This window comes from Sinomonas sp. G460-2 (genome assembly GCF_047759905.1).
Classification (GTDB): domain Bacteria; phylum Actinomycetota; class Actinomycetes; order Actinomycetales; family Micrococcaceae; genus Sinomonas.
The window spans coordinates 1-24762 of the sequence record NZ_JBKZWT010000006.1 but is presented as its reverse complement, the minus strand read 5'-3'; the positions used below and the strand labels follow the sequence as shown (position 1 = coordinate 24762).

The 24762-nt window shown below is 68.1% G+C and carries 22 protein-coding genes; 10 read left to right on the top strand and 12 right to left on the bottom strand.

The features are described 5' to 3' along the window. Positions 1-18: 18 nt before the first annotated feature. Both ACLN58_RS01580 and ACLN58_RS01575 read right to left on the bottom strand, forming a co-directional pair. Positions 19-924 carry a helix-turn-helix transcriptional regulator gene (locus tag ACLN58_RS01580; protein WP_415853522.1) on the bottom strand — a complete coding sequence of 302 codons (906 nt, stop codon included), beginning with the start codon at positions 922-924 and terminating at the stop codon, positions 19-21. A gap of 60 nt (positions 925-984) precedes the next feature. Then, on the bottom strand, positions 985-2376 hold the full coding sequence (locus tag ACLN58_RS01575) for an MFS transporter (protein WP_415853521.1): 1392 nt from the start codon (positions 2374-2376) through the stop codon (positions 985-987). A 568-nt stretch (positions 2377-2944) separates the two neighbouring features. Between ACLN58_RS01575 and ACLN58_RS01570 the strand changes: the two genes are divergently transcribed. From ACLN58_RS01570 to ACLN58_RS01545, 6 genes are all read left to right on the top strand, one after another. Further along, positions 2945-3985 (top strand): NAD(P)-dependent alcohol dehydrogenase, encoded by a 1041-nt coding sequence (locus ACLN58_RS01570; protein WP_415853520.1) that lies wholly within the window; start codon positions 2945-2947, stop codon positions 3983-3985. A 66-nt stretch (positions 3986-4051) separates the two neighbouring features. Beyond that, entirely contained in the window at positions 4052-4957 is a 906-nt protein-coding gene (locus ACLN58_RS01565; RefSeq protein ID WP_415853519.1) for a hypothetical protein, read from the top strand. Between the two features lie 359 nt (positions 4958-5316). After that, positions 5317-5811, top strand: a complete 495-nt coding sequence (locus tag ACLN58_RS01560) for an FBP domain-containing protein (RefSeq protein WP_415853518.1) — start codon at positions 5317-5319, stop codon at positions 5809-5811. Positions 5812-5816: 5 nt separating this feature from the next. Further along, entirely contained in the window at positions 5817-6356 is a 540-nt protein-coding gene (locus ACLN58_RS01555; RefSeq protein WP_415853517.1) for a DedA family protein, read from the top strand. Further along, on the top strand, positions 6353-7171 hold the full coding sequence (locus ACLN58_RS01550; protein ID WP_415853516.1) for a thioesterase family protein: 819 nt from the start codon (positions 6353-6355) through the stop codon (positions 7169-7171). The genes ACLN58_RS01555 and ACLN58_RS01550 overlap by 4 nt, the downstream gene beginning before the upstream one ends. Positions 7172-7182: 11 nt before the next feature. Continuing rightward, on the top strand, positions 7183-7914 hold the full coding sequence (locus tag ACLN58_RS01545) for a biotin/lipoate A/B protein ligase family protein (protein ID WP_415853515.1): 732 nt from the start codon (positions 7183-7185) through the stop codon (positions 7912-7914). A gap of 15 nt (positions 7915-7929) precedes the next feature. Here the strand turns inward: ACLN58_RS01545 and ACLN58_RS01540 are convergent, their stop codons facing one another. From ACLN58_RS01540 to ACLN58_RS01530, 3 genes are all read right to left on the bottom strand, one after another. Beyond that, a complete protein-coding gene (locus ACLN58_RS01540) occupies positions 7930-10113 on the bottom strand; it encodes an ATP-dependent DNA ligase (protein ID WP_415853514.1) in 2184 nt (727 codons plus the stop codon). Positions 10114-10227: 114 nt separating this feature from the next. Beyond that, the gene (locus ACLN58_RS01535) at positions 10228-11217 is read right to left on the bottom strand and encodes a phosphotransferase (RefSeq protein ID WP_415853513.1); all 990 of its coding nucleotides are present in this window, start codon (positions 11215-11217) and stop codon (positions 10228-10230) included. After that, complete coding sequence (locus ACLN58_RS01530; protein ID WP_415853512.1) at positions 11214-11915, bottom strand: class I SAM-dependent methyltransferase; 702 nt, start codon at positions 11913-11915, stop codon at positions 11214-11216. The genes ACLN58_RS01535 and ACLN58_RS01530 overlap by 4 nt, the downstream gene beginning before the upstream one ends. Positions 11916-12105: 190 nt before the next feature. Between ACLN58_RS01530 and ACLN58_RS01525 the strand changes: the two genes are divergently transcribed. Then, complete coding sequence (locus tag ACLN58_RS01525; protein ID WP_415853511.1) at positions 12106-12540, top strand: VOC family protein; 435 nt, start codon at positions 12106-12108, stop codon at positions 12538-12540. Positions 12541-12545: 5 nt separating this feature from the next. Beyond that, positions 12546-13187, top strand: coding sequence for a winged helix-turn-helix transcriptional regulator (locus ACLN58_RS01520; protein ID WP_415853510.1), 642 nt, complete (start codon positions 12546-12548; stop codon positions 13185-13187). Between the two features lie 38 nt (positions 13188-13225). On the opposite strand, the gene ACLN58_RS01515 is transcribed toward ACLN58_RS01520, so the two are convergent. Beyond that, on the bottom strand, positions 13226-14794 hold the full coding sequence (locus ACLN58_RS01515; RefSeq protein WP_415853509.1) for a hypothetical protein: 1569 nt from the start codon (positions 14792-14794) through the stop codon (positions 13226-13228). A 684-nt stretch (positions 14795-15478) separates the two neighbouring features. Then, complete coding sequence (locus ACLN58_RS01510; protein WP_415853508.1) at positions 15479-15838, bottom strand: VOC family protein; 360 nt, start codon at positions 15836-15838, stop codon at positions 15479-15481. Positions 15839-15992: 154 nt separating this feature from the next. Here ACLN58_RS01510 and ACLN58_RS01505 point away from each other — a divergent pair, with 154 nt between their 5' ends. After that, a complete protein-coding gene (locus ACLN58_RS01505) occupies positions 15993-18296 on the top strand; it encodes an FdhF/YdeP family oxidoreductase (RefSeq protein WP_415853507.1) in 2304 nt (767 codons plus the stop codon). A gap of 90 nt (positions 18297-18386) precedes the next feature. On the opposite strand, the gene ACLN58_RS01500 is transcribed toward ACLN58_RS01505, so the two are convergent. The 3 genes from ACLN58_RS01500 to ACLN58_RS01490 all read right to left on the bottom strand — a co-directional run bounded on the left by ACLN58_RS01500 (position 18387) and on the right by ACLN58_RS01490 (position 20202). Next, positions 18387-18647, bottom strand: coding sequence for a mycoredoxin (locus ACLN58_RS01500; protein WP_415853506.1), 261 nt, complete (start codon positions 18645-18647; stop codon positions 18387-18389). Positions 18648-18759: 112 nt separating this feature from the next. After that, positions 18760-19749: a prolipoprotein diacylglyceryl transferase gene (lgt, locus tag ACLN58_RS01495; protein WP_415853505.1), complete on the bottom strand. Its 990-nt coding sequence runs from the start codon at positions 19747-19749 to the stop codon at positions 18760-18762. A 201-nt stretch (positions 19750-19950) separates the two neighbouring features. Then, positions 19951-20202 carry a DUF1272 domain-containing protein gene (locus tag ACLN58_RS01490; RefSeq protein WP_415853504.1) on the bottom strand — a complete coding sequence of 84 codons (252 nt, stop codon included), beginning with the start codon at positions 20200-20202 and terminating at the stop codon, positions 19951-19953. 405 nt (positions 20203-20607) lie between these two features. On the opposite strand from ACLN58_RS01490, the gene ACLN58_RS01485 reads away from it, so the two are divergent. Further along, the gene (locus tag ACLN58_RS01485) at positions 20608-20892 is read left to right on the top strand and encodes a hypothetical protein (protein ID WP_415853503.1); all 285 of its coding nucleotides are present in this window, start codon (positions 20608-20610) and stop codon (positions 20890-20892) included. A 397-nt stretch (positions 20893-21289) separates the two neighbouring features. Here ACLN58_RS01485 and ACLN58_RS01480 read toward each other — a convergent pair whose 3' ends face one another. Both ACLN58_RS01480 and ACLN58_RS01475 read right to left on the bottom strand, forming a co-directional pair. Continuing rightward, positions 21290-23059: a peptidoglycan D,D-transpeptidase FtsI family protein gene (locus tag ACLN58_RS01480; RefSeq protein WP_415853502.1), complete on the bottom strand. Its 1770-nt coding sequence runs from the start codon at positions 23057-23059 to the stop codon at positions 21290-21292. A 713-nt stretch (positions 23060-23772) separates the two neighbouring features. Then, positions 23773-24501, bottom strand: a complete 729-nt coding sequence (locus ACLN58_RS01475) for an SOS response-associated peptidase (RefSeq protein WP_415853501.1) — start codon at positions 24499-24501, stop codon at positions 23773-23775. Positions 24502-24762: the final 261 nt, after the last annotated feature.

Genomic DNA, 24762 nt, shown 5'->3' with positions numbered 1-24762 from the left:
CCCGTGGATGACGGACCGCTACTCGTCGACGGACGGGGAATCCACGGGCGTCCGGGCGTCCCGGCGGCGGTGCTCGCGGACCGCGGAGCTATCGGCGCCGAAGCTGCCGAGCAGGGCGAGCGAGTCCGCGGACGCGGACCCCGGCTTGGCCGAGAACACGCGCAGCGTCTGGTCGGGGTCGTGCCGCGGGGCGAGGTCCTCGAAGCTCAGCTCGAGGTCGCCGACCACGGGGTGGTGCATGCGCAGGACCCCGGCGTACTCGGTGACGAGCCGGCGGCTCGCCCACCATTGGCGGAAGAGTTCGCTGTGGACGGCGAGCTCGCCCACGAGCTCGTTGACCTGGGGATCGCTCGGGTTCCGCCCGATGTCGACCCGCAGGGCTCCCGTGGCCTCGGCCGCGACCGACTCCCAGTCCGTGAACAGCTCGCGGGCCTGGGGGTCGAGGAGGATCCAGCGCGTGAGGTTCCGCTCGTGGGCGGGCATGCTCGGGAAATCGGCGAGCAGGAGGTACGCGAGGCGGTTCCCGGCCAGCACGTCCGTGCGGCGGCCCAGGACGAGCGCCGGGACGTTCCCCACGGCGTCGAGGAGCTGGCGCAGCGCGGGCCGGGCGTTCTGCGGCGGGGCCGGCGCCCGCTGCGACGAGGCGCAGTGCTCGAGCAGGTCGATCATGTGGGCGCGCTCGCCCTCGTCGAGGCGCAGCGCTCGGGCCACGGAGTCGAGCACGGATCGCGAAGGGTGGATGTTCCTCCCCTGCTCAAGCCGCGTGTAGTAATCCGTGCTCACGCCGGCGAGCAGCGCGATCTCCTCGCGTCGCAGCCCCGGGACCCGTCTGCCCGTGGTCCCGGCGGTCACGCCGGCCTGCTCAGGCGTGAGGCGCGACCGCATCGCCTTGAGGAATCGCCCGAACTCTGCGCTCTGACCCATGTTTTCCATTCTGGCGGAGGCTCCGCCGATGTTCGACCCTCGGGAGTGGGACTGTGAGTCCTACGAAGCGGCCGCGGTCTCTGCCGAGGCCTGCTCCGGTGTGGCCGCTGCCTTGCGCTGGTCCGCGGGCATCGTCAGCACTGCGACGACCGTCAGGACGGTCCCGATGAGGACGGCGAGGAACACCGCGGCAGACGCTGGCACGATGGCCTGCGGGGCCGATGCGGGGCCCGGCACGCTCGCGTAGATCGCGTTGGCGACGGCGCCGAAAATGGCGACCCCGAGGGCGCTCCCGATCGAGCGGGCGAACAGGTTGGTGCCGGTCACCACTCCGCGTTCGTTCCACTCGACGCTCGTCTGAGCGGCAATGAGCGTTGGCGTGGCCACGAGACCGAGCCCGAGGCCGACGACGAAGCAGCTCACCGCGACGAGCACGACGCTCGGCGTGTACGCCGTGAAGGCGAGGGCGCTCGCCCCGACGACCGAGATGAGAATGCCGATCACCGCGGTGCTCCGGAAGCCGATCCGCAGGTACAGGCGGCCGGACTGCGATGCGCTGATGGGCCAGCCGAGGGTCAGCGCGGCGAGCGCGAGCCCGGCGAGCACGGGAGAGACCGACTGTGCGCCCTCGAGGAAGGTCGGCACGTAGGACGTGAGGCCGAGGATGATTGCCCCGACGCCGAACGAGACGAGCGTCGTCGTGAGGAGGAGCCGGCGTGAGACGACCCACAGCGGCAGGACGGGCTCGGCCGCGCGGCGCTCGACCACGAGGAACGCGGCGAAGAGGGCCGCGCCAAGGACGAAGGCCCCGATGCTCAAGGGCGAGTCCCACGCCCACGCCTGCCCGCCTTCGAGGGCGCCGAGGATCAGGAGGGTCATCGATCCGGTGAGCAGGCTCGCGCCGAAGTAGTCGATGCGGTGCTGCGCGCGCTGGACCTTCTCGTGGAACGTGCGCATGAGCATCCACGCGGCGAGGACGCACAGCGGGATGTTGATGAGGAAGATGCCGCGCCAGATCCCGAGCGAAGAGAACACCCCGCCGAGGGTCGGGCCGACCACGGAGGAGATGGCCCAGACGCTGGCCAGGTACCCCTGGACCTTGGCACGCTCCGCGAGCGAGTAGATGTCGCCCGCGATCGTGATGGCCATGGGCTGGACGGCGCCCGCGCCGAGGCCCTGGATCACCCGGAACGCGATGAGGGCAGGCATCGAGAGCGCGACGCCGCAAAGGATCGAGCCGAGCAGGAACAGGGCGATGCCGGAGAGGATGAGTGGCTTCCGGCCGACCATGTCGGAGAGTTTCGCGTAGACCGGGACGGACACCGCCTGCGCGAGCATGTACGCCGAGAAGAGCCACGGGAACGACGAGAACCCGCCGACGTCGTGCACGATCGAGGGCACGGCCGTCGCGACGATGGTCGAATCGATGGCGACGAGGCCCGTGGTCACCATGAGGGCTATGAGAATGGGTCCGCGTTCGGAGCGGAACCCTACGTCGGCGTGCGTCATCATGGGTGGGATCTCTTCCGTGTACGTCTCGAGGCGTGTTGGATAGCTGTTAGCGTGAACTCCCCAGCCCGGCGGATTAGTCCCGGATTCTCCGGCGAACCTTCCGTCAGGGTGGGCCTAGGACTCCTAGGATCAACAGGGCAGCCCTCGGGTGCTGACGCGGCCCCCCACCGTCCGTAGCGTTGAAGGACGTGGAACACAGTTCATTCATCGGCCTCGCGTTCATCCTCAGCGTCCAGAGTGTGGAGAGCCGAAGCGCGCTACCAAATGCGCCAGTCGTGGACGACGGCAGGGCGCACCGCGCCGACCGCTTCCGGAGGACGCGAGCCCGCCTAGCGACCGCATTGCATCGTGTGGCCTGGACCGTCGAGCCCAAGACCTTCGGCCTGGCGCTCGAGGGTAGGACTCCGAGTCCTAGGAATCGCACACTGTGCCATGACTGCTGACGTGGCACGCTCGCGCGCCTAGCGTGGGAAGAACATCCAATACCCCGACCGCGAAAGGAGACCGCATGCCTACCGCACGCGCCTACGCCGCCCCGTCCGCCGCCGATCCCCTCGTCCCCGTCATGATCGAGCGTCGTGAGCCTGGGCCCCATGAGGTGCTCATCGGCATCAAGTTCGCCGGCATCTGCCATTCCGACATCCACACCGCCCGCGGCGAGTGGGGCGCCATCAGCTACCCGATCGTCACGGGCCACGAGATCGCGGGCGTCGTTGAGGCGATCGGCGCCGAGGTGACGAAGTACGCCGTCGGCGACAGGGTCGGCGTCGGCTGCTATGTCGACTCGTGCCGGAAGTGCGTCAACTGCCTGGCCGGCGAGGAGCAGTACTGCCTCGAGGGCGAGATCGGCACGTACAACGCGATCGGGCGGGACGGGCTGCCGACGGCGGGCGGCTACAGCACCCATATCACCGTCGAGGAGGATTACGTGCTCCGGATCCCGGACGCGCTCGAGCTCGACGTCGCCGCGCCGCTCCTGTGCGCCGGGATCACCCTGTACTCGCCGCTCAAGACGTGGGAGGCCGGGCCCGGCAAGCAGGTCGCGATCGTCGGGATGGGCGGCCTGGGACACATGGGCGTCAAGATCGCCCACGCGCTCGGGGCCGAGGTCTCCGTGATCAGCCAGTCCCTCAAGAAGCAGGACGACGCGTTCCGGCTCGGCGCGGACCACTACTACGCGAGCTCGGACGAAAGCACGTTCGAGGATCTAGCGGGTCGGTTCGACCTCATCGTCAGCACGGTGTCCGCCGACCTCGACCTCGACGCGTACCTCTCGCTCCTCGCGCTCGACGGAACGTTCGTCGCTGCCGGCCTGCCCGAGAACGCCATGACCTTCGGGCCCGGTTCACTCGCCGGCTTCCGGCGCCGCATCGGCGGCACGAAGAACGGCGGGATCAGGCAGACCCAGGAGATGCTCGACTTCTGCGCCGAGCACGGGCTCGGGGCCGAGATCGAGGTCATCCCGGCGGAGAAGATCAACGAGGCGTGGGAGCGCGTCGTGGCGAGCGACGTCCGGTACCGCTTCGTCATCGACACCGCAACCCTCTGACGCCGGGGACCGGCCCGTGCCCGGCATCCGGGGAGCGTGTCCGACCGCAAACCTATGATGTGTGGCATGGACCTGGCAGCCGTTGCCACCGAGCTGTACGCCCTCCCGCCGAGCGAGTTCACGTCCGCGCGCAACGAGAAGGCCAAGGCCGCGCGGTCGGCGGGGGAGTCTCTCGTCGCGAAGCAGATAGGGAGACTACCCAAGCCGTCGGCGGCCGCGTGGGCAGCCAACCTGCTCGCGAGACACCGTCCCGAGGATCTCGCGCGCGTCCTCGATCTCGGTGCCGAGCTGCGCATCGCGCAGGAGCTGCTTGACTCCGAGGCCATCCGGCGGCTCGGGCCCGAGCGCCAGAGGCTCGTCACGGCGGTCGTGCGGGAGGGGCGAGCGCTTGCCCGCGACTTCGGGGGCAGCGTGAGCGAAGCGGCCGCAACGGACCTCGAGCAGACGCTGCGCGCGGGCATGGCGGACCCGGAGGCGGCAGCCGCCGTGCGGAGCGGGCAGTTAGTGCGGGCGCTCGCGAGCAACGGGATCGACCCCGTGGATCTCACGGACGCGGTCGCGGTGCCGGGGAGCCTGCCCGAGTCGGCTCCCCGGCAGGTTCCGGGCGTCCGCGGCGAACGCGTCTCCCAGCGCGACGACGACGACGAACGACGGCGGGTCGAGGCCGAGCGCGCACAGGAACGCGAGCAGGCGCGAGCCGAATGGGACGAGGCCGAGCGGAGCCTGCGCCTCGCTGAGGCGGAGCTCGCGGACGCCGAGAGCAGTGCGGCAGACGTCGCCGCCCGGCGCGAGGGCCTAGCGGGCCGGCTCGCCGAGCTCAAGGAACGGCTCGTGGGCCTCGAAGGCGAGGTGGCCGCCGTCGAACGCGAGGCCGGGTACGCGGAGCGGACGCGGAAACTCGCGGCGCGCGTGGCCGAGCAGGAGCGGCGAGCCGCGCGGCTCGCGCGCGAGCGGCTCGATCGCTTGAGCTGAAAGACCATTTGAACCGGGCAACGGAGGTCTGAGACACTGCTCTGGGCTCGAATGAGCCCGGATGAGTCCTCCCGTGGGGAGGCGACCGCGCCGATTCGGCGCCTGAGGAGCTGAGCATGCGCACTGGCCTGGTGCACCGTGCCGCGGACTGCGGGGTGGCCGTCGTGGCCTGCTGTGCGGCCCTCCTCCCGTCTGCCTTCCGCCGCTGAGGCGCTCCTTCGCCCGTGCGTTGATCCGCGGGTCCCGACCCCGCAGCGCCGCCTGACCGCCTCAGGCCGCGTCCGGCAGACGTCCGACCCTCCGTGAGCCCGCGCTTCCGCGGCCCCTCGTGTCTGCCGAATTCGTGAAAGAGCCCTGCCATGCAGAAGATCACCGTCCAGCAAATTCGTTCATCCTTCATCAACGCGAGCCGCTCCGAGGCCGCGCGCCTCAACCCTCCCCAGGACTTCGACACCCTGGACTGGGACCGCCTCGACTTCCTCGGCTGGCGCGACCCCAAGATGCCGCTGCGCGGCTACATCGTCTTCGCGGCCGACGGCGGCAAACCCACCTCGATCATGCTGCGCGCCCCCGAGGGCGGGGCCCGGAAGAACCGGTCCGTGCTGTGCGAGCTGTGCCGATCGGTCGACGCCTCCAACGACGTGTACCTGTGGGTGGCCCGGCGGGCAGGGCAGTCTGGCCGGAACGGCAACACCGTGGGAACGCTCATCTGCGCGGATTTCGAGTGCAGCGCCAACGCCCGCGTCGAGCCGCCAGCGAACGAGATCCACCCGGATCCGGCCGCGGTCGTGCTGAACCAGATCGCCGGGCTGGGCGCCCGCGCGGCCCAGTTCCTGAGCCGCGTGCGAGAGTAGCTGGTATGGATCAGCTCCTGGCCTTGCCCTTCGAGGTCGCCGTGGTCGCGCTGTTCGTGATCGTGCTCGCGCGGACGAATGCGACCTACTGGCTGGGCCGCGCCCTTGCCGCGGGCTACGGGAAGAGCCGCCTCGCCCGGCGCTGGGACCCGTCGAGGCTCGACGGCGCGCGGCGGCTCATCGACCGCTGGGGGCCGTTCGCGATCGTCCTGACCTTCCTGACTGTGGGCCTGCAGACGGCGGTAAACCTCGCCGCGGGCATGAGCCGCATGCCGCTGCGCTACTACATCCCCGCGACCGTCGTGGGTTCGGCGATCTGGGCCGTGGTCTACGCGACCGTGGGGCTCGCCGCCGTCGAGCTCCTCCTTGAGCAGGCCGCGGCGTCTCCGTGGGGGTGGGCGATCGTCGCCGCCGTGGTGGGCATCGTCGTCGTCCGCGTGGTGCGCGCCCGGTCCCGCAGGAAGACGCAAGGCGAGCACGGCGTTACCGCTAGGGTTGATGAGGCGCGCGACGGAGCGGCGCCGGAAGAAAGGAAGGGCGCGTGACGGAGACGCAGGAGTGGACGGACCAGGCGGGCCTCGCTCAGGGTGACTTCTACTATGAGGACCTTGGCGGTGGCCGCTACCGGTCCACGATCCACGTCCAAGGCGCATGGAACGCGCACGAGCAGCATATGGCGCCGGCCTCGGGCCTCCTCGCGCACGCGCTCGAGCGCCACGGCCGTCGCGAGGGCCTGCGGATCGCGCGGATCAGCTACGAGATCCTCGGCCTCATCCACGCCGGCGAGTGCGAGGTGACCACCACGACGCTGCGGCCCGGCCGGACCATCGAGCTCATCCAGGCCGAGCTCTCGGCCCAGGGGCGCGTGGCCATCCGCGCCACGGCGTGGCGGCTCGTGCAGAGCGACACGTCGAGCGTCGCGGCCTTCGAGGACGCACGCATCCCGGCGATCGAGGACTGCGAGCGCTGGGACGGCACCACGGAGTGGCCCGGCGGCTACATCCGCTCGCTGGAGATGTATCAGGCCACGCACCACCGTTCGGGCAACGGCACCGTCTGGATCCGCACGCCGTACCCGCTCATCGACCAGCAGGAGAGCCCGGATTGGGTCCGGCTCATGGGCCTCGTCGACACGGCGAACGGCATTGCGACGCGCGTGCCTCCCGGCCCCGGCAGCTGGGCCTTCCCGAACGTCGACCTGCAGATCCACCTGTACCGGCAGCCGGCTGGCGAATGGCTCGGCATCGACAACGCCGTGACGTTCGGGGCGGACGGGATTGGCCTCACCTCCTCCGTGCTGCACGATCTCGAGGGGCCGTTTGGCCGCGCTGAGCAGATCCTCACGCTCCGCCAGACCTGAGCGGCGGGACCATGGCTGAATGGAATGACGGCTCGACGGCGCCGCTCGCGCTCATCACGGACCGCGACGGGAGCGACCCAGCGGCCCAGCTCGCGCGCGCGGCGGAGCTGCTGGACGAGGTCAAGAGGGGGCTTCGGGGCCCTACGCTGAGGCTGTATCGGCCCCGCCCGACCATGGCGTTCGGACAGCGGGACACGCGGCTTCCCGGCTTTGAGGTCGCCCGGGCCGCGGCCCTTTCACGGGGCTTCGCGCCTGTGGTCCGGAAGGCCGGCGGCCGTGCAGCCGCGTACCACGAGGGCACCCTCATCGTGGACCATATCGAGCCCGCCCGCGAGGCGATGGTGGGGCACCGCCACCGCTTCGAGGTCTTCGGCGAGCTCTACGCTGGGGCGTTGCGCACGCTCGGGCTCGATGCGCGCGTGGGGGAGATCGCCGGCGAGTACTGCCCGGGCGAATACAGCGTCCACGGCGTGCCGGGGGAGCGGTCGACGGCTGTCGCTCCCGTCAAGCTCGTCGGGACGGCCCAGCGTGTGGTCGCCGGGGCGTGGCTGTTCTCCTCGGTCTTCGTGGTGAGCGACGCCGGGCCTGTGCGTGGGGTCCTGACCGACGTGTACCGGGCGCTCGCGCTCCCGTTCGATCCGACGACGGCGGGCGCGGCCGACGATCTTGTGCCGGGACTCACGGTCGACGACGTCGAGGCGGCGCTGCTGGCCATGTATCGGGAGCGCGGCGCGCTGGCCTAGCCGACCCCGGGCGGGCTACGCGGGCCGGTCCCCGGTCAGGACCGAGGAGAGGTCGTAGCGGACGGGTTCCTCGAGCTGGTCATAGGTACACGACTCCGGCGAGCGGTCCTCGCGCCATCGGACCCATTGCGCGGTGTGGCGGAACCGCTCGCCCTCCATGTGGTCGTACTTGACCTCGACGACGCGCTCCGGCCGCAGCGGGGTGAACGAGAGGTCCTTGGTTGCATTCCAGCGGGAGTGCGCTGCCGCTGTAGGGGTGCGCGGTGCCGACTGGTCGCGGTTGTCCGGCAGCACTTCGGCGGGCTGCGCCCACGCCCAAGGGTGCCCGTCGAACGTGGTCACGAGCGGCTGCAGCTCCTCGAACAGCTCCTTGCGGCGGGCCATGGGAAACGCCCCGATCACGCCCACAGAGTTGAGCCGGCCCTGGGCGTCGTACAGGCCCAGAAGCAGGGAGCCGATCGCGTCGGGCTCGTCCTTGTAGAGCCGGTACCCGGCGAGGACGCAGTCGGCGGTCCGCTCGTGCTTGAGCTTGGACATGACCCGCTTGTCCTCGGCGTAGGGCTCTCCGAGGGGCTTGGCGATGACGCCGTCCAGGCCGGCGCCCTCGAACGTGCTGAACCACTCCAGCGCGAGGGCGGGGTCCTTGGTGGCCTGGGTGAGGTAGATCGGGGGCTTTGCGTCCTTGAATGCCTCCTCAAGTGCTGCGCGCCGCTCGCGGAACGGACGCTCCACGTAGTTGATCTGGCCCAGGGCGAGCAGGTCGAAGGCCACGAAGCTCGCTGGCGTTGCTGCGCTCAGCTTTGCGATGCGGGAGGCCGCGGGGTGAATGCGCTGCTGGAGGGCATCGAAGTTGAGCCGGTCGCCAGAGTCCGGGTCCACGAGGACGATTTCGCCGTCGATGACCGAGTGGTCGGGGACGTTTGCGACGATGGCCTCGACGAGCTCCGGGAAATAGCGCGTCATGGGCAGGGCATTGCGCGATCCGATCTCCACCCGATCGCCGGAGCGCCACACGATCGAGCGGAAGCCATCCCACTTCGGCTCGTACAGGTACTCGCCGATCGGGAGCTTCTTGACGGGCTTGGCCAGCATCGGCCCGTACGGGGGAGCGATCGCGGTGCCCCATTCGGCGTCGCGCTCCGCTTTGGGTGCCGAATAGTCCTCGTCGGCTCGGTCCGCCTTGCGCTTGCTCGGCGGCACCCGCGGCGGCTCGCCGGGCATCTTGGGGTAGTCCGGCGGGAAGTTGAGCTCGCCGAGCCCGCGCTCGAGGTCCGCTTCCCAGAGGGCGAGTGCGCCCGAAATGTCGCCCGGCGCGGCGTCGATGTCCGCCCACGGGCAGCCACGGGCGGCCAGGAGCACGGGAACCGTACGGACGGTGAAGTCGCGCGGGTCGGCGTCGGGGAGCTCGTCCCACGTCAGCGGGGTCGAGACGGGCGCGTGCGGCAAGGGCCGGGGCGAATAGGCGGCGGCGATTGTCCGGTCGCGGTTGGCCTGGTTGAAGTCGACGAAGACCCGCTCGCCGCGCTCCTCCTTCCACCACGAGCTGGTCACGAGGTCCGGCATGCGGCGCTCCAGCTCGCGTGCGATCCCGATGACGGCGTGCCGCACATGAAGGAACTCGTGTGTGGGCCGGATGCGCGCGTAGACGTGCACGCCCCGGTTGCCTGAGGTCTTCGCGTAGGCAGTGAGCCCGGCCTCGGCCATGACCTCGCGCAGCGCGAGCGCGGCGGTGACAGCGTCCCGGAAGTCGCGCCCGGGCTGCGGATCGAGGTCGATCCGCAGCTCGTCCGGGTTGTCCAGATTGGCCGTGCGCACTGGCCACGGGTGGAAGGTGATCGTTCCCATCTGCGCCGCCCACGCGAGCTCGGCGGCCTCGTCGAACACGAGCTGTTCGTGGCGTCTGTGGGACGGGTACGTGCAAGTGACCGTCCTGAGGTACGAAGGTGCGCCGCGCGGCGGCCGCTTCGAGAAGAACTCCTCGCCGTCGATCCCTTCGGGGAAGCGCTGCAGGGTCATGGGCCGGTCGCCGTTGAGCCGCAGAAAGGGTGATTCCACCGAGATCAGGTAGCGGGCCAGGTCGCGCTTGGTCAGGGGTTGATGCCCCTCGACGCCGGGCCACAGCACCTTGTCTGGGCTGCTCAGCTTGACCTCCCGCGCGCCGTCGGGGCCGTCCACGTGCAGAATCTCAGAATCCGCCATGCGCCCAACGGTAGCTGCCACAACGCCGTCGGGGCAGGCCCCGCCCGCCAACTCGTAGACGCCGCCCCGGAGAGGTGGTGGGTTGGTCGGTGGGTGTTGGCGCTTTCGCGAGCGTCATCGCGTTCCCAGTGCCCTCAGCTGACTCAGCGCTGCCTGACCCCACCCGGTCGGGTCATCGCCTGCCGGGATCAGCACGAGCGAGTACCACAGCACGAGGGCATCCCACCAGCTCGCCTCGGCGGTGGTCAGGCGACGCCGGGATTGGTAACCGTCGAGGAATGTCGCGCGGACCTGCGACGACACGGGTCCCCAGTCCCGGAAGCGTGTTCCGAGCATCACTGCTGAGCGCGCCAGCTCGACGATCCGATGGTCGAATCGGGCCTCTTCGAAATCGATGACGGAGACGGTGTTGGGCGCGGCGCACAGGATGTTCGCGGCTCGGTAGTCGCCGTGGACCATTTGCGTTGGCAGCGGTGCGGGATGCGTGGTGGCGACGAGACGCCGGAGCGTCTCGCGCGCCGTCGTGGGCACCTGCTGAGGGCCGGAGTCGAGCCATCCGCTGACCCGGTCCGCCAAAGGGGCGGAGGGAGCGGTGAGCCCCGGGACTTCCTCAGCCCCGGGGTAGACCGCGAGAGCGTCGTGCAGCTGGGCCAGGGTCGCCCCGGCCGCTCGGACCTGATCCGGCGCTGTGGTGTCCAGGTGGTTGCCGTCGATCTCGCGCTGGAGACCGAGCGAAGCACCGCCGTCCTCGATTTGAACTCGACCGTCGATGGCGGCAATCGGCGCCGAGACCGGCAAGTGCTTCTCGTCGAGCCATACCGCGAGGCGGGCCAACGCCGCCAGACGCGGGAAGCGTGCCGGCGACACCGACCATTTAGCAAGCATCCGCCCGGACGATGTGCCGAGCCAGGCCAAAGCGTTGTGGTCGCTGATCACGATGCGTTCGCAGGCATCGACTCGAATGCCCCAATGCTCGCCCGCCATTGCGGTGACCCAGTGACCGGCCGCACCGGCGTCGCCGAAGCCGAACCGGGTTTCGAGTGCATCGCTGGGGTCGCTGGCTTCCCACAGCATCTCCACTCTCGGCCGATGCCGTTGGGTCATGAGCTGGCTTCGAGGACGAAGAAGATGAAGGACAGGAACGCCCTGCGATCTCCGAGATGGGGTGGAAAGAGCTCGCGCGGCGCGTCCGGGGAGGCCGGCGGTTCGCTGATGACTTTGACGCGGAAGCCGGCCTCGGCGAAAGTGTCAGTCATGGCGTGCAATGGCCTGTGCCAGAAGGTCAGCTTCGCGGTCTGACCGTTGAAGACAAACTCGTCCGAGTACTCGGTGACGGCAAAGTAATCGGCGCCGGGCACCATGAGCTTGTAGGTGATCGGGTGATTCACCGACAGGATGAGGCGACCACCGGGCCTCAGGACCCGCCGCAGCTCGGCCAAGGGGGCCGACCAGTCCTCCAGATAGTGCAGGACCAGGGACGACACGACGTCGTCGAAGGACCCATCCGCGAAGGGGAGTGGGTGGCTGAGGTCGGCCACCCGCAGGTCTGCGGACCCGCCCAGCCGTTGTCTGGCCAACTCGATCATGGTGGGGCTGGAGTCGAAGCCCGTCACAACCGCGCCCTTGGCGATCAACGCCGCAGCGAGGGGCCCAGAACCGCACCCCGCGTCGAGGATGCGGCGGCCGTCGACGTTGCCGGCAAGGCGAATCATCGCTGGCCGCTCGTAGTACGCGTTGAGAAGACTGGACTCATTCTCCGCCGAGTAGCTCTCGGCAAAACTGTCGTAGTGGTCGGCCTTCACGGGATCTCGCTTTCGGGGCTCCTGGTCGGACGGTCCGCTCGATCCTAACAAGGCGGCGTCTGCTTGCCGCCGCTGAGGCCGACTGTCTGCGTGGCCGAGTTGATCCGCCGCCTTCAGCTCTTGACGCGCTACTTGTTTTTTGCAAGTGTGAGTGTCGTCCTCATACCGGATTCATAAGAGGGAGACCACGATGACCGCGATGTTCGTCAACCTGCCGGTGACCGACCTCGAGCGCGCGAAGGCGTTCTACACGGCGATTGGCTTCACTATCAACCCGCTCTTCACCGACCACAACGCTGCTTGCGTGGTCGTCGAAGACGGCCACAGCTACTTCATGATTCTGGTGCGCGACTTCTTCCAGACGTTCACCGACCGGCCCATCGGCGACCCGACCGCTAGTGTGTCGGTGGCGACCGCGATCTTCCTCGACGGCCGCGAGGCCGTTGACGTGGCCATCGCCGATGGCGTTGCCGCGGGTGGCTCGGAGTCGCACCCGGCCACGGATCTCGGCTTCATGTACCAGCGTCAGCTCACGGACCCCGATGGAAACGTCCTCGAGTTCGGCTACATGGATCCGGTTGCCGCTGAGCAGGGCCCTGAGGTGTTCATGGACCAGCAGGCCTGAGGCCGATGGCCGCACGCGACTATGGGCAGTACTGCGGCGTCACTCGAGCCTTGGAGCTCGTGGGCGAGCGCTGGGCGCTGCTCATCGTTCGCGATCTTCTTGTCGGGCCGCGCCGCTATGGAGAGCTCGCCGCGGGGCTCCCGCGAATCCCAAGCAACATCCTGGCGGCGCGGCTCAAGGAGCTGCAGGCGGCCGGCGTCATCCGCCGGGTGCCCCACTCGCGCGTCGTCGTCTATGAGCTGACCTCGTACGGCCGCGAGCTCGAACCGGTGGTCCTCGCGCTCGGAGCTTGGGGATTCAAGGCGATGGGCGATCCGCGTGAGGAGCAGATCATCACCCCCGACTCGATGACCATGTCGCTCCGGACTGCGTTCCGGCCGCATGTGGCCGCGGAACTGCCGGCGACTGCCTATGCGGCGTACTTCGGGCCAGCCGAGCTGCTCATACGGGTGGACGGCGCCACCCTCGACGTGGCACGCGGGGACGGGCCGGCTGACCTCGCCTTTGCCGCGGGCCCGGACATCCGCCGGATCATCTCCGGAGAACTCGCCCCGGATCGGGCGATCGCGACCGGCGTGGTTGAGGTGTTGCGTGGTCCGGGCGACCTCCTCGTCCGCTTCGCGACCACGTTCCACCTGGCCGCCTGACGTGAGTGGGGTCAACGGGCCGCCGCCGACCAGACCGCTTAGTCCGGCAGTCCGACAATTCGGTCCGCGTACGCCGGAAACGCGTTTCGGAGCTCGGGAACAAGCCGAGCGTCAACGAGCACGTTGAGATCGGTCACATTGGTCAGAACGCCTTGTATTGCCTGTGGTACCTGTGAGGGTCCGTTATAGAGGGCCTTGGCGTAGGGAATGCCCTGCTGAATGTGTTCGGTCCATTTGCCTTGCAGAGCCAGAGACCATTGTGCGGCAAGCATGGGGTCGAGCCCATTAACGTAACCGACGTAGATGAATGGATGATTCGAGTCGTAGTGCGATATTGCGACGAGTTTCTGGGCAATCGCATTGGGCTGACCGTCCATGGAATTAAGAGCTCTGGCCTGTATGGCCTGGGCGGCCGACCCGGGGGCCCGCGACGCTAGTCCCAGGTGATCGAGTATGGGTGTAGGCCATCCGAAGGCACCGACGGCGCCGATAGTCGCGAAGGTGAGAGCTACTGTGGGTATTCGACGGCCGGAGGTCCACTGAGAGAAGCGTGGGATCAGTATCTCGCCGCCAGCCATTGCCGCCGCGGCGATCGCCAGCATCATTGCGGCGAGGCCGAACTTATAGAAGTAATAAGACAGCGCGTGTGCCGTGGCAATCTGCCAGATTCCGAATCCGGCGGCCATCAGGCCTCCGACCACGGCAGACCCGGTTGTGCCCATAATGCCAATCATCAATCGACGGTCGGGCCGATCGGCGAGCCACCAGTTTTTGAAGAGCAACAGGAAGCAGATAGCGCACACGGAGACGAACGTGAGATCCATGCCCCAATCGGGCTGGGTGATGCCGCCAGGTGTGGTGAGGACATCCTCGGGGGAGAGCTGCAGTTGCCGGAGCTGCCACGCGGCGAGCGACGCGCCGGCGACGGCAACGGCCAGGGCCACGGCCCAGATGACCTGAATTGTCAGGGCCTGTTGGCGGAACATTCTTGCCTCGGTCGCCAGAATGATGAGGCACGCGGGTGCACATAGGGCCAGCAGTAGAACCCAATTGTGCGAGATGGAGACGACCGACATGGAGAAGAGAACCGCGATACGGATCGAATTGCTGTGCCGCTGGAGTCGCATGATCGACAGGACCGCAACGCAGACCGCGACGCCCAGCGCGAAATTGGGGAAGCCGCCGAACACCGGAATCGCGCCGGGGCCGACGAGCCAGGCCGCGGCGACGAGCGCAGCCAGCGGCAGGGTGAACTTGGGCTGGTGCCGGAGGCTGGGTATCGACGTCAGCGATGCGACGACGAGCACCGTGGAGATGGTGCCAACGAGTCCGACAAGCCGGAGGAAGAGGAGGGTCTCGGCATCATTGCCCGCGTACGTTGGTCCGGCCACGACCTCTGCGACCGTCGCCATGAGCGCGTGGATGCCCTGCGGGTAGGTCGCGGAGCTCCATCCCGACCCATCGGCGGGCGGCGCGGCCAAAGGAATGACGGTTCCGTAGCGGCGGAGCATCGCGTACATGTTGAAGTGGGGTGCGAAGTCCCAGGCCATCGAGAGAAGCGACAGGGTGCTCGCCGCGGACTTTGGAATGAAAAAATTCCAGAACACAGAGATGGACGCGATCCCCGCCAAAATGGGGTAGCTGTCGACTCCGTTCCAGTCTGGCAGGAACGCCCGCCACGGCCGCTCGTTAGTTCGCCAGTAGATGAGGCATCCAACGAACACCCCGCATACGAGGCCCCACAGTATCCCTGCTCGAAGCCCGGGTAGAGGCATGTGAACCCACCACAGAAGCGGAGCCAGTCCGCTCAAAACAACAATCGCGTTCACAAATCGTCGCGAAAGCAAGCGAGACGAAGGGATTGCTAGACATACGAGACAGAGAAGTCCGAAGGACAACCAGCCCGCCGTTCCCTCAAGGCGAATGTTCGACATAGCCGTGCCGATCCCCAGTCCGGAAAGAACGGCCGCCACAACTCCCGCCACGAACAGTGGCCGCTCGGACGGCCTTCGGCTCGAATCAGGCATCACGAGGCTCCTCGACATCCTCGAACCGACGTCCGGGACCCTCAACTATGCGCAGCAGCTCAAGCGTCACTCCGACGAGAATCAACACAAAGATCAGAGCTGCACCGTTGGTCTTCAAACGACCCCCCACCTAGCCGACGCCATTTTCTTGCCTGACCCGCACGGACCGGCGACGGCCGCCTTCCAAGGGTTAGGGGGTTGTCGATCCGCCCCAAGAGGCATCATAGGGTAACAATCCACGCCTCAAGGACTGTGGCGGTGCTCCTAGCCCGACGCTTGCAGCTGGCCCAGGACGCAGAACTCATTGCCTTCCGGGTCGGACAGGACGACCCAAGATTGCTCACCTTGGCCGATGTCCACGCGCTGCGCGCCATGAGCCAGGAGGCGGGCCACCTCGGCTTCTTGATTGTCCGGTCGGAAATCGAGATGGAGCCGACTCTTGCCCTTCTTCGGCTCATCGAGCCTTACGAACTCCAGGCCCGGCCGGCGATCCGGCTCGGAGCGGATCTCGAACTCGTCGTCCGACGAGTGGACCACGACCCACCCGAGCGCCTCGGCCCACCATTGCCCCAAGGCCACCGGATCGACACAGTGGACGATCACCTGTTCCCATTCCAAGGTCATCAGTCGAGCCTACGCGTTCAATGTCAGCCGGCGGCAAGAGACGCGTCCCCAGAAAGCCAGCTTGCCAGCGGGTCATTGCCCCGACCCTCGGCCGGTGCTAGACCGGTGAGAGTACGGGGCCCGCCCCCGGGCCTCGGGGGAGGTGTTCTCTGGCATGGCCAGGAAACCGATTGAACAGGACGTGACCGACGCTGAGCTGCATGTCGGACCACCGCGCCGCAGCGCTGCCGGCCTGCCGAGCCTGACCGAGACGATCCCGCTCGCCCTGAGACGGATGGGGCCTGGCCGTGCGGCCGCGACGCTCGCGAACCTCAACCAGAAGGACGGCTTCGACTGCATGAGCTGTGCGTGGCCGGACCCGCCGGACCGCAAGGTCGCCGAGTTCTGCGAGAACGGCGCGAAGGCTGTCACGTGGGAGGCAGAGCCACTTCGGATCGAGAGCGATTTCTGGGCCACTCACCCCGTCACTGAGCTGCGCGAGCGGACCGAGTACTGGCTCGGGCAGCAGGGGCGGCTCGTGGAACCGGTCTACAAGCCGGCGGGCAGCGATCGCTACCACCCCGTGCCATGGGACGAGGCTTTCACGATCATCGCGCGCGAGCTCAACGCCCTCGACTCGCCGGACGAGGCCACGTTCTACACGAGCGGCCGCACGAGCAACGAGGCGGCGTTCGAGTACCAGCTCTTCGTCCGCGCGTTCGGGACCAACAATCTGCCCGACTGCTCGAACATGTGCCACGAGTCGACGGGCGCCGCGATGGTGGAGACGATCGGTGTCGGCAAGAGCGCCGTGACCTACACGGACTTCGCGAAGGCCGATCTGATCATCATCATGGGCCAGAACCCGGGCACGTGCCATCCACGCATGCTGACCGCACTCGAGGAGGCCAAACTCGCCGGCGCGCAGATCGTCGCGGTCAACCCGTTGCCCGAGGCCGGGCTCATCAACTTCAAGAACCCCCAGCGGCCACGCGGCCTGATCGGCCACGGCACTGACCTCGCCGACCAGTTCCTGCAGATCCGCCTCGCGGGGGATATGGCGCTGCTCCAGGCTCTCTCCAAGCGCGTACTGGCCGCGGAGGCCGCAGCCCCAGGCACCGTCTTGGATCACGCCTTCCTCGAGGGGCATTGCGAGGGGCTCGAGGCGCTGACGGAACACCTCGCGAGGCTCGACGACGACGAGGTCCGTGCGGCGACCGGGCTCACCGACGCCGAGATCGATGAACTCGCAGCGCGCTATCTTGCTGCCGACCGCGTGATCATCACGTGGGCCATGGGTCTCACGCAGCACAAGAAGGCCGTCCCGACCATCAGGGAGATCATCAATCTCCTGCTTCTGCGGGGGAACATCGGCAGGCCGGGCGCAGGGCCGTCGCCCATCCGGGGACACAGCAACGTCCAGGGCGATCGCACCATGGGAATCTGGGAGAAGATGCCGCCCGCCTTCCTCGACGCGATCCAGCGCGAGTTCGGCTTCGATCCGCCGCGTCAGGCCGGTCTCGACGCCGTCCAGAGCATCCAGGCGCTCCGCGACGGCAAGGTCAAGGCGTTCGTCGCCCTCGGCGGGAACCTTGTCTCGGCGATCTCGGACACCGCGGTTGCCGAGTCAGCCCTCTGCGGGGCCCGACTGAGCGTCAGCATCTCGACGAAACTCAATCGCTCGCACGCGTTCGTCGGCGAGGAGGCACTCATCCTCCCGACGCTGGGACGGACGGAGATCGATCTCCAGGAGTCTGGCCCCCAGTTCGTGAGCGTGGAGGACACCGTGTGCGCGGTGCACCCGTCCGCGGGGCGCGTCGACCCGGTGTCTTCCACCGCGCTCTCGGAGGTGGCGATCGTGAGCCGGCTCGCGCGCGCTGTCCTTGGCCCTAACCACCCGGTCGACTGGGCCGGCTTCGAGCGCGACTACGACACCGTTCGTGAGCACATCGCGCACGTGTGCCCGGGCTGTGAGGACTACAACGCCCGGATCCGCGAGCCCGGCGGCTTCATGCTCGCGCACCCGCCGCGGGACGAGCGCCGCTTCCCGACGGCCACCGGGAAGGCGATCCTGACGGTCAACCAGCTCGAAACCATCCGCGTCCCGGAAGGGCGCCTGCTCCTCCAGTCCGTCCGCTCGCACGACCAGTTCAACACGACGATGTATGGCCTCAACGACCGCTACCGCGGCATCCACAAGGGCCGGCATGTGCTGTTCGTGAACCCTGAGGACCTGGCCTTTCTAGGGCTAGTCGACGGCGAACACGTTGACGTCCACAGCGAAGCGAACGACGGCGTCGACCGCACCCTGCGCGGGCTGCGGATCGTCTCGTACCCCACGGCGAAAGGCTGCGTTGCGACATACTTCCCCGAGGCCAACGTGCTCGTCCCACTCGAGTCGACGGCCGAGGTGAGCAACACGCCCGCGTCAAAGTCCGTCGTCGTACGCCTTGAGCCGGCCGCGCCCGGGTCCGTTTAAGTCCCTCGGGCGGGCCCGGAAGTCGGCGTGTCGCGGTTCGACACGATGCGCGCCATCGAAGAAGAGGACAGGAGCACGGGTAGAAGGGGGCTAGACGCCGAGCTTTTCCTTCACGTCCGCCGCCGAGGGATTGGTCGCGGCGGTGCCGTCCGGGAAGATCACGGTGGGGACGGTGCGGTTGCCGCCATTGATCTGCTCCACGAGCTCGGCCGTGCCCGCGACCTCTTCGATGTTCACCTCGGTGTAGCCAATGCCCTTGGCGTCGAGCTGCTTCTTGAGCCGGTTGCAGTAGCCGCACCAGCTCGTGGAGAACATCGTGACGGTGCCGTCGGCAGGGGTGAACTCGTGCATGAACATGCTCCTTCGGAGTGGATGGGTCCCGGTTTCGGCAACCGCAGGCGGCGCTTGGGTATTCCGAATCGGTGCTAACTAGGCGTCGGGCCGAGCGCTGTGCCGCCAGATTTTAGTCGTGGTGCGGTGACTCGGAGTCGTTCGGTGAGGTCGCGTCGTTCGGCGTCGCGGGTTCGCTGGGAGTCGTCGTCTCGTCGGGAGCCGCCTCGCCTTCGAGCGTGCGCTCGTCAGGGGAGCCTGCGCCGTCGTCCGCTGCCGCAGGCGCGCGGCGGGCGCGCAGCAGGACGAGCGCGAGCCCCACAGCGCCGCCCAGGAAGACGAGCGCGGAGACCCACGTGTTGACGCGGAGTCCGAGGATGAGGTTCGCGTAATCGGAGCGCATGAGCTCCACCACGAAGCGGCCAGCCGTGTAGATCATGACATACAGTGCGAACTCGGAGCCGCGCGCGAGCCGGAACCGCCGCGCGAGGACGAGGATCGCGATGCCGCCGATCGTGCTCCAGAGGGCCTCATACAAGAACGTCGGGTGGAAGTAGCCGAGGATCACGGCCGTGCCGTCTGGGTTAGTAGCGGCCGCACCTGTCGACGGGTCCATCTCGTGGATCTCGAGGCCCCATGGCAGGGTCGTGGGGTCGCCGTACAACTCGTTGTTGAACCAATTGCCGAGCCGCCCGAGGGCCTGCGCAAAGAGGAGCCCCGGGGCGAGCGCGTCGGCGAACGCCGGAAGCGAAATCTTGGCACGCCGGCAGCCGATCCAGGCTCCGAGGCCACCGAGCGCGATGGCCCCCCAGATGCCAAGCCCGCCGTCCCAGATGGCGAACGCATTCCAAGGATTCTTCCCCGGGACGAAGTACAGCTCCGGATCGGTGATGACGTGATAGATGCGGCCGCCGACGATCCCGAACGGTACGGCCCAGAGCGCGATGTCCAGCGCCTGCCCGGATTTGCCGCCGCGGCTGATCCACCTCCGCTCAGTGAGCCACCACGCGAACACGATGCCCGCAAGGATGCACAGCGCGTAGAAATGAATCGAGAGGGGGCCTAGCTTGATCGCGTTGACCGTGGGCGAGGGCAGGTAGGCGGCGACGGACAGCGGGCTCACCGGGCAAGCTCCAGGTGAGACGGGAAGGCGGTTTGGTTGTTCATGTGAGCTTTCGGAGGGCCCCTCGAGGCGCGGTGGAAGGTCGGGTACGCGGACGTGGCCTCGTTGAGAATACCGCGATTGCCGCGGCGATTGAGGTTGAGAACATTGCTGACCCAGCACACGCGCTGAGCGGCTGGGCGGCGGGCACGTCCAGCTCGGTTAGACGGACCTGAGATTCTCCAGGCAGTTGGGCGAGATGATCCTTCGCGTGCTGGCCGGATGCTTGACTAGTGCCTGGGCCGGTCGGATGGGTCGGAGCTGCACATTGCCGCCGCAGTTGGGGCAGGCCCGGCCCGGGAAGCGGTCCACACACGCGGGGCACCACGTGCACTCAAACGTGCAGACGTAGGCCTCATCTTCCGGGGCGAGATCGCGGCCGCAACACTCGCAATTCGGCCGAATTTCAAGCATGCCGCAACTGTAACCGGGCTCGGTGCCGTGTGGTGGGGCACCACGTTGGCGCAGACTCTGGCGAAGGAAGGGCCCCTCACGTACTCTCGCGGACACCACGACTTCGAGGGGGGAACGGTGAAGGCTGCCCGTGCATGGTTTGCTCTGGTCGCCGCGATTACGGTGTGTTTCGTTGCAGCGTGCGGGAACGGCACGGTGGCCACGCCCGGACCGGGACTTGCTAACTCGACCCCGCCGCAGACGTCGGCGTCGTCAAAATCGTCGCCCGCGCGGCCACCGTCGGTGTCCGCGGCCTCGACGACCCGGCCGCCACCCGTCGTCGCCTGTGCGCCATTTGTGCCGGCCGCCCCGTGCGCCACCTTCGCGAGCGTCTCGGGGAGCGGGGGCGGCACTGACCTAGCATGGATGGCCTCGGGAGCCGTCACGGCAAGGCTGGAGTCGGCCGACGGCGCCCTTTACCTGACCGTCGTGACTGTGTGCGGCCCGCTCAGTGGGCCGGTCGCGCGGGATGGGTCCCTCTTCACGCCGGGGAGCATCGCAGTTGGTGCCAGCGGATGCCTTCCTCCCCTTCAGGCCGGCCAAGAGTCGTGGCTTCTCGAATTCTTCAAGACGCCCTTCGAAGCGGCCTATAGCGACGGTCGCCTGACCTGGACCAACGAGAAGGGCTCGCTCGCCTTCGAGCCCCGGTAGCCAGGACGCCAAGCGTTCCAGCGGACATGAGGGCCCGCGCGGAGCGCCATGAGAGCACCGACCACCGCGACTGCGCGGACAGCAGCGATCCCACGCTGAGCCATGATCCTCCAGAGATCACCGAGAGGGCGGAACCGATCGATCCGGCCGACAGAGCGCTGCCGACCGAACCGACCGACAGCACCGATCCAACTGACCCGATCGACAGGACCGACCCCACAGAACCGATGGACAGGACAGACTCCTGCGACCAGAGGGACAGCACGGTGCCGGAGGATCTGCGACGCGAAAGGGAAACCGACGGTCCGGACATGTGGCCATCCTGCCCGGTTCCAGGGCGGCTCAATAGGGATGGAGCGAAAGAGACATCCAACGGAACACCCTGCAGAGTGCCGGGTCAGTACTTCTGGGCCAGCTTGACGGGCGCCGTGGTGGACGGCGCGACGTTGTAGGCGTTGAGTGTCGCGGCCATGACGCTGTTGAACACGGGCGCCTGGGATATGCCGTAGATGTTGCCCTGGGGGTGCTGGACGAGGACGAGGGCCACGTACTTGGGGTCTTCCATCGGGGCCATTCCGACGAAGGAAGCCGTGTAGCCGTGCAGCCCGCTGCCGTCGGTGGCAGCGGTCTCGGCGGTTCCGGTCTTGCCGCCCACGCGGTATCCGGGGACCTTGACGTCCTGAACCTCCCCGGCCGTGACAACGCTTTCGAGGATGTCCTTGAGCTTCTGGTCCGTTTCGGGCGAGACCACCCGGGTACCGGGGTCGGCCTGGGGCGCGGACTTTCCGTCCGCGGCCGTGGCGGGTTCGACGATCCGGGGCTTGAGCCTGACGCCGCCGTTGGCGATCGCCTGATAGATCATGGTGGTCTGCAGCGGTGTCTGGGCAACCCCCTGCCCGAAGAGGACCGTGTACTGCTGCCGGCCGTCCCACTTGTCCGGAGTGGCGAGGATCCCGCCCGATTCGCCCGGGAGCTGGATGCCGGTCTGACGGCCCACGCCGAATTTGGTGAGCCAGTCGTACCGCTCTTGGCGGGTAAGCTCGCTGCCGGCCATGACGGAGCCGGTGTTGAGCGAGTAGCCGAGCACCCCCGCGAACGTCATGTGCAGGGTGCCGTGGTCGAACGAATCGTGGATGCCCTGCCCGTCGATACTGAGGACGGGAGGGACCACCATCTGGGTCAGCGGCTGGACCTTGTTCTGCTCGAGGGCGCCCGCGGCGGTGACGGCCTTCTCAGTCGATCCCGGCTCGAGCGCGGCCGTGATGGACCGGATGCCGCGGTCTTCGGGCTTGCTCGCTCCAGGGTTGTTCGGGTCCATCGGGTTGGTGTCCGCCATGGCCCGAATCTTGCCGGTCTTGCTCTCGACGACGATGAGGCTCCCCCACTCGGCGTGCAGCTGGGCGACCGACGCGGAGATCGCGTTCTGGGCTTGGAACTGGAGGTTGCTGTCGATGGTCAGGCGGACGTTCTTCCCATCCGACGGCTTGCTGAGGTCGATCGGGGCTTGAGGGATGAGGACCCCGTCCGCGCCCATTTCGAACCGGCGGCTGCCCGGCGTTCCGGTCAGCTCGTCGTCGAGGGTCTGCTCGGCCCCGCCCGTGCCGTGCATCTGGTCGTTCACATAGCCGACGACGTTGCCTCCGACGGCGCCCAGGGGATAGACGCGATTTTGGACGGCCTGCGACGAGATCCCGGGAAAGCCCAAGTTCATGACCCGCTCCTCCACCTCCGGCGCGATCGACCGCGCCACGTAGGCGAATCTGCCCGGCCCGGTCAGGGCCGCCTTCACCTTGGCAGCCTCCATCCCGAGGATCCCGGAAAGCTCCGCGATGCCCTCCTCGGCCGTGACGTGGCGGACGGAATTGTCTGGCTGGTGGATGTCGAACGAATCGGCCTTCGTGCTGATGCTGGGGTCGGCGACGATCTCGTAGTTCAGGATGCTGCGCGCCAGCACGATGCCGTTGGCATCGAGGATCTCTCCACGCGTCGCGGGCAGGGCCTGAGTGGTCGTGCGCTTCTTGAGGCCCTCCGCGGCGATGGCCGGCCCCTCGATGACCTGCACCCAGACGAGTCGACCAGCGATGACGAGCAGGAGGGCCGAGAAGAGGACGAGCCCCAGCCGGAGGCGCCGAGCCCCGGGCATGTTGGCTGTCTTGACGCCGGTCATCGAATTCGCCCCTAGCCTAGCCTCAGCGGTCAGCCTCCCATGCTAGTGAGCCGGCACCGTCTGCCGGGGACCGCCGCGCCAACGGGCCGCGGATTCGCGCTTCGCCCGTGGCGTCTACGCCAGCGCGCACCGATGCCGCACAATGGTGCCCGTGACGCACATGGGGAAGCTCACGATCCTCGTCCTCGCCGGCACCCTCGCGGCCGGCGGCCTTGCCGCGTGCAGCTCCGATAGCAGCGGCTGCGCGAGGGCAGTGGGCGGGGTCGATGCCTACGCCGCGGTCGCCATGAAGGGCGGAGGCGGAGGAGGGCACTCTGGCAGCGGGAGTGGGTCCGGCGGGAAGTCGGGCACCTCGGGCGGCACCTCGGGCCGCTCGGGGAGCGGTACGACATCGGGAAAGTCGGGCGCCGGTGGTTCCTCGGGGACGGCCCCGCGTTCCTTCGCGGCCCCGCTGCGGCCTGCCACCGGCGTCCCTCAAGGCTATTCGGGCTTCCGTCCCTACGGCGGCAGCGCGTTCGGGTACTACTACCGCGGCGCACCCTACCCCTGGTGGTACTGGCCGGCGGGCGGCAGCGGCGCCCGCAGCGCCTGCCAGTCTTCCGCCGCCGTCAGCCGACGACGGCGGCGGCAACTTCTGAGCGCCGACCCACCGGCCGGCGTCCCGAGACCGTCTCACCCGGTAAAGGCGAGGGGCCTTTCTGGGGCCTGCTCGTCTAGGCGCCGGTCGAGGCAGGCTCGATGAGTTCGGGGCCGTTGTTCTGCACGCTGTTGACGAGGCTTCCCACAACGCGCGGCACGAGGTGAGGCTCGGGGATCGCATCGATGAGGCTGCGGACGTCGGCCTCGGACTTCGTTTCAGGGTCGAGCCAGTCGGCCCAGAAATCCTGCGGGACGATGAGCGGCGTGCGGTCGTGGATGTACCCGAGCGTGTCCGAAGCCGGGCCGGTGATGATCGTGCAGGTGCGCAGCCACCGCTCGGGGTGGTCCGGCGGCAGGGAGGGATCCGGCCAGTTCTCGAACAGCGCGGCGAACGCGAGCAGGCCGCTCTCGGGCGCATGGAGATACGTCGGGATCTTCACGAGCTTCCCGCCGACCTCCTCCTTCTGCCACTCGTAGTAGCCGTCGGCGGGTACGAGCGCGCGGCGCTGTGACGCGGCCTTGCGGAACGAGGGTTTTTCCGTGACCGTCTCGCGGCGAGCGTTGATGAGCCGCGCAGCGCCCTTCGTGTCCTTGGCCCACGACGGCACGAGACCCCAGCGTGCCGTGACGAGCTTCCTGGAGAGCTCGCCGGTTTCCTTGTCCCGCCGGTCGAGCACGATCGGGACAGGGTCCGTCGGGGCCACGTTGTAGGAGGGCTCGAGCTCCTCGACGAAGGACTCGTCGACATCGAACTCGGCCACGAGGTCACCGACCGCACGCGCCATGACATATCTGCCGCACATGCGTTCATTATTCCCCGTTCGTCCGCGGATGCGAGGGAGGCTACACTGAAGAAGTTCGAAGATAGTTTCGAAGGCTGATAGCTTCGAACACCGCCGAGTTCCTCGACGCTTCAGGAGCCAGCTCCCGTGGCTGAACCGTTCACCCACCTGCACGTCTCGAGCGCGTTCAGCGCGCGCCACGGTGTCTCGTGGCCCGACGAGCTCGCGGCCGCGGCGCATGCGGACGGCGCGAGCGCGCTCGCGTGCACGGACCGCGACGGG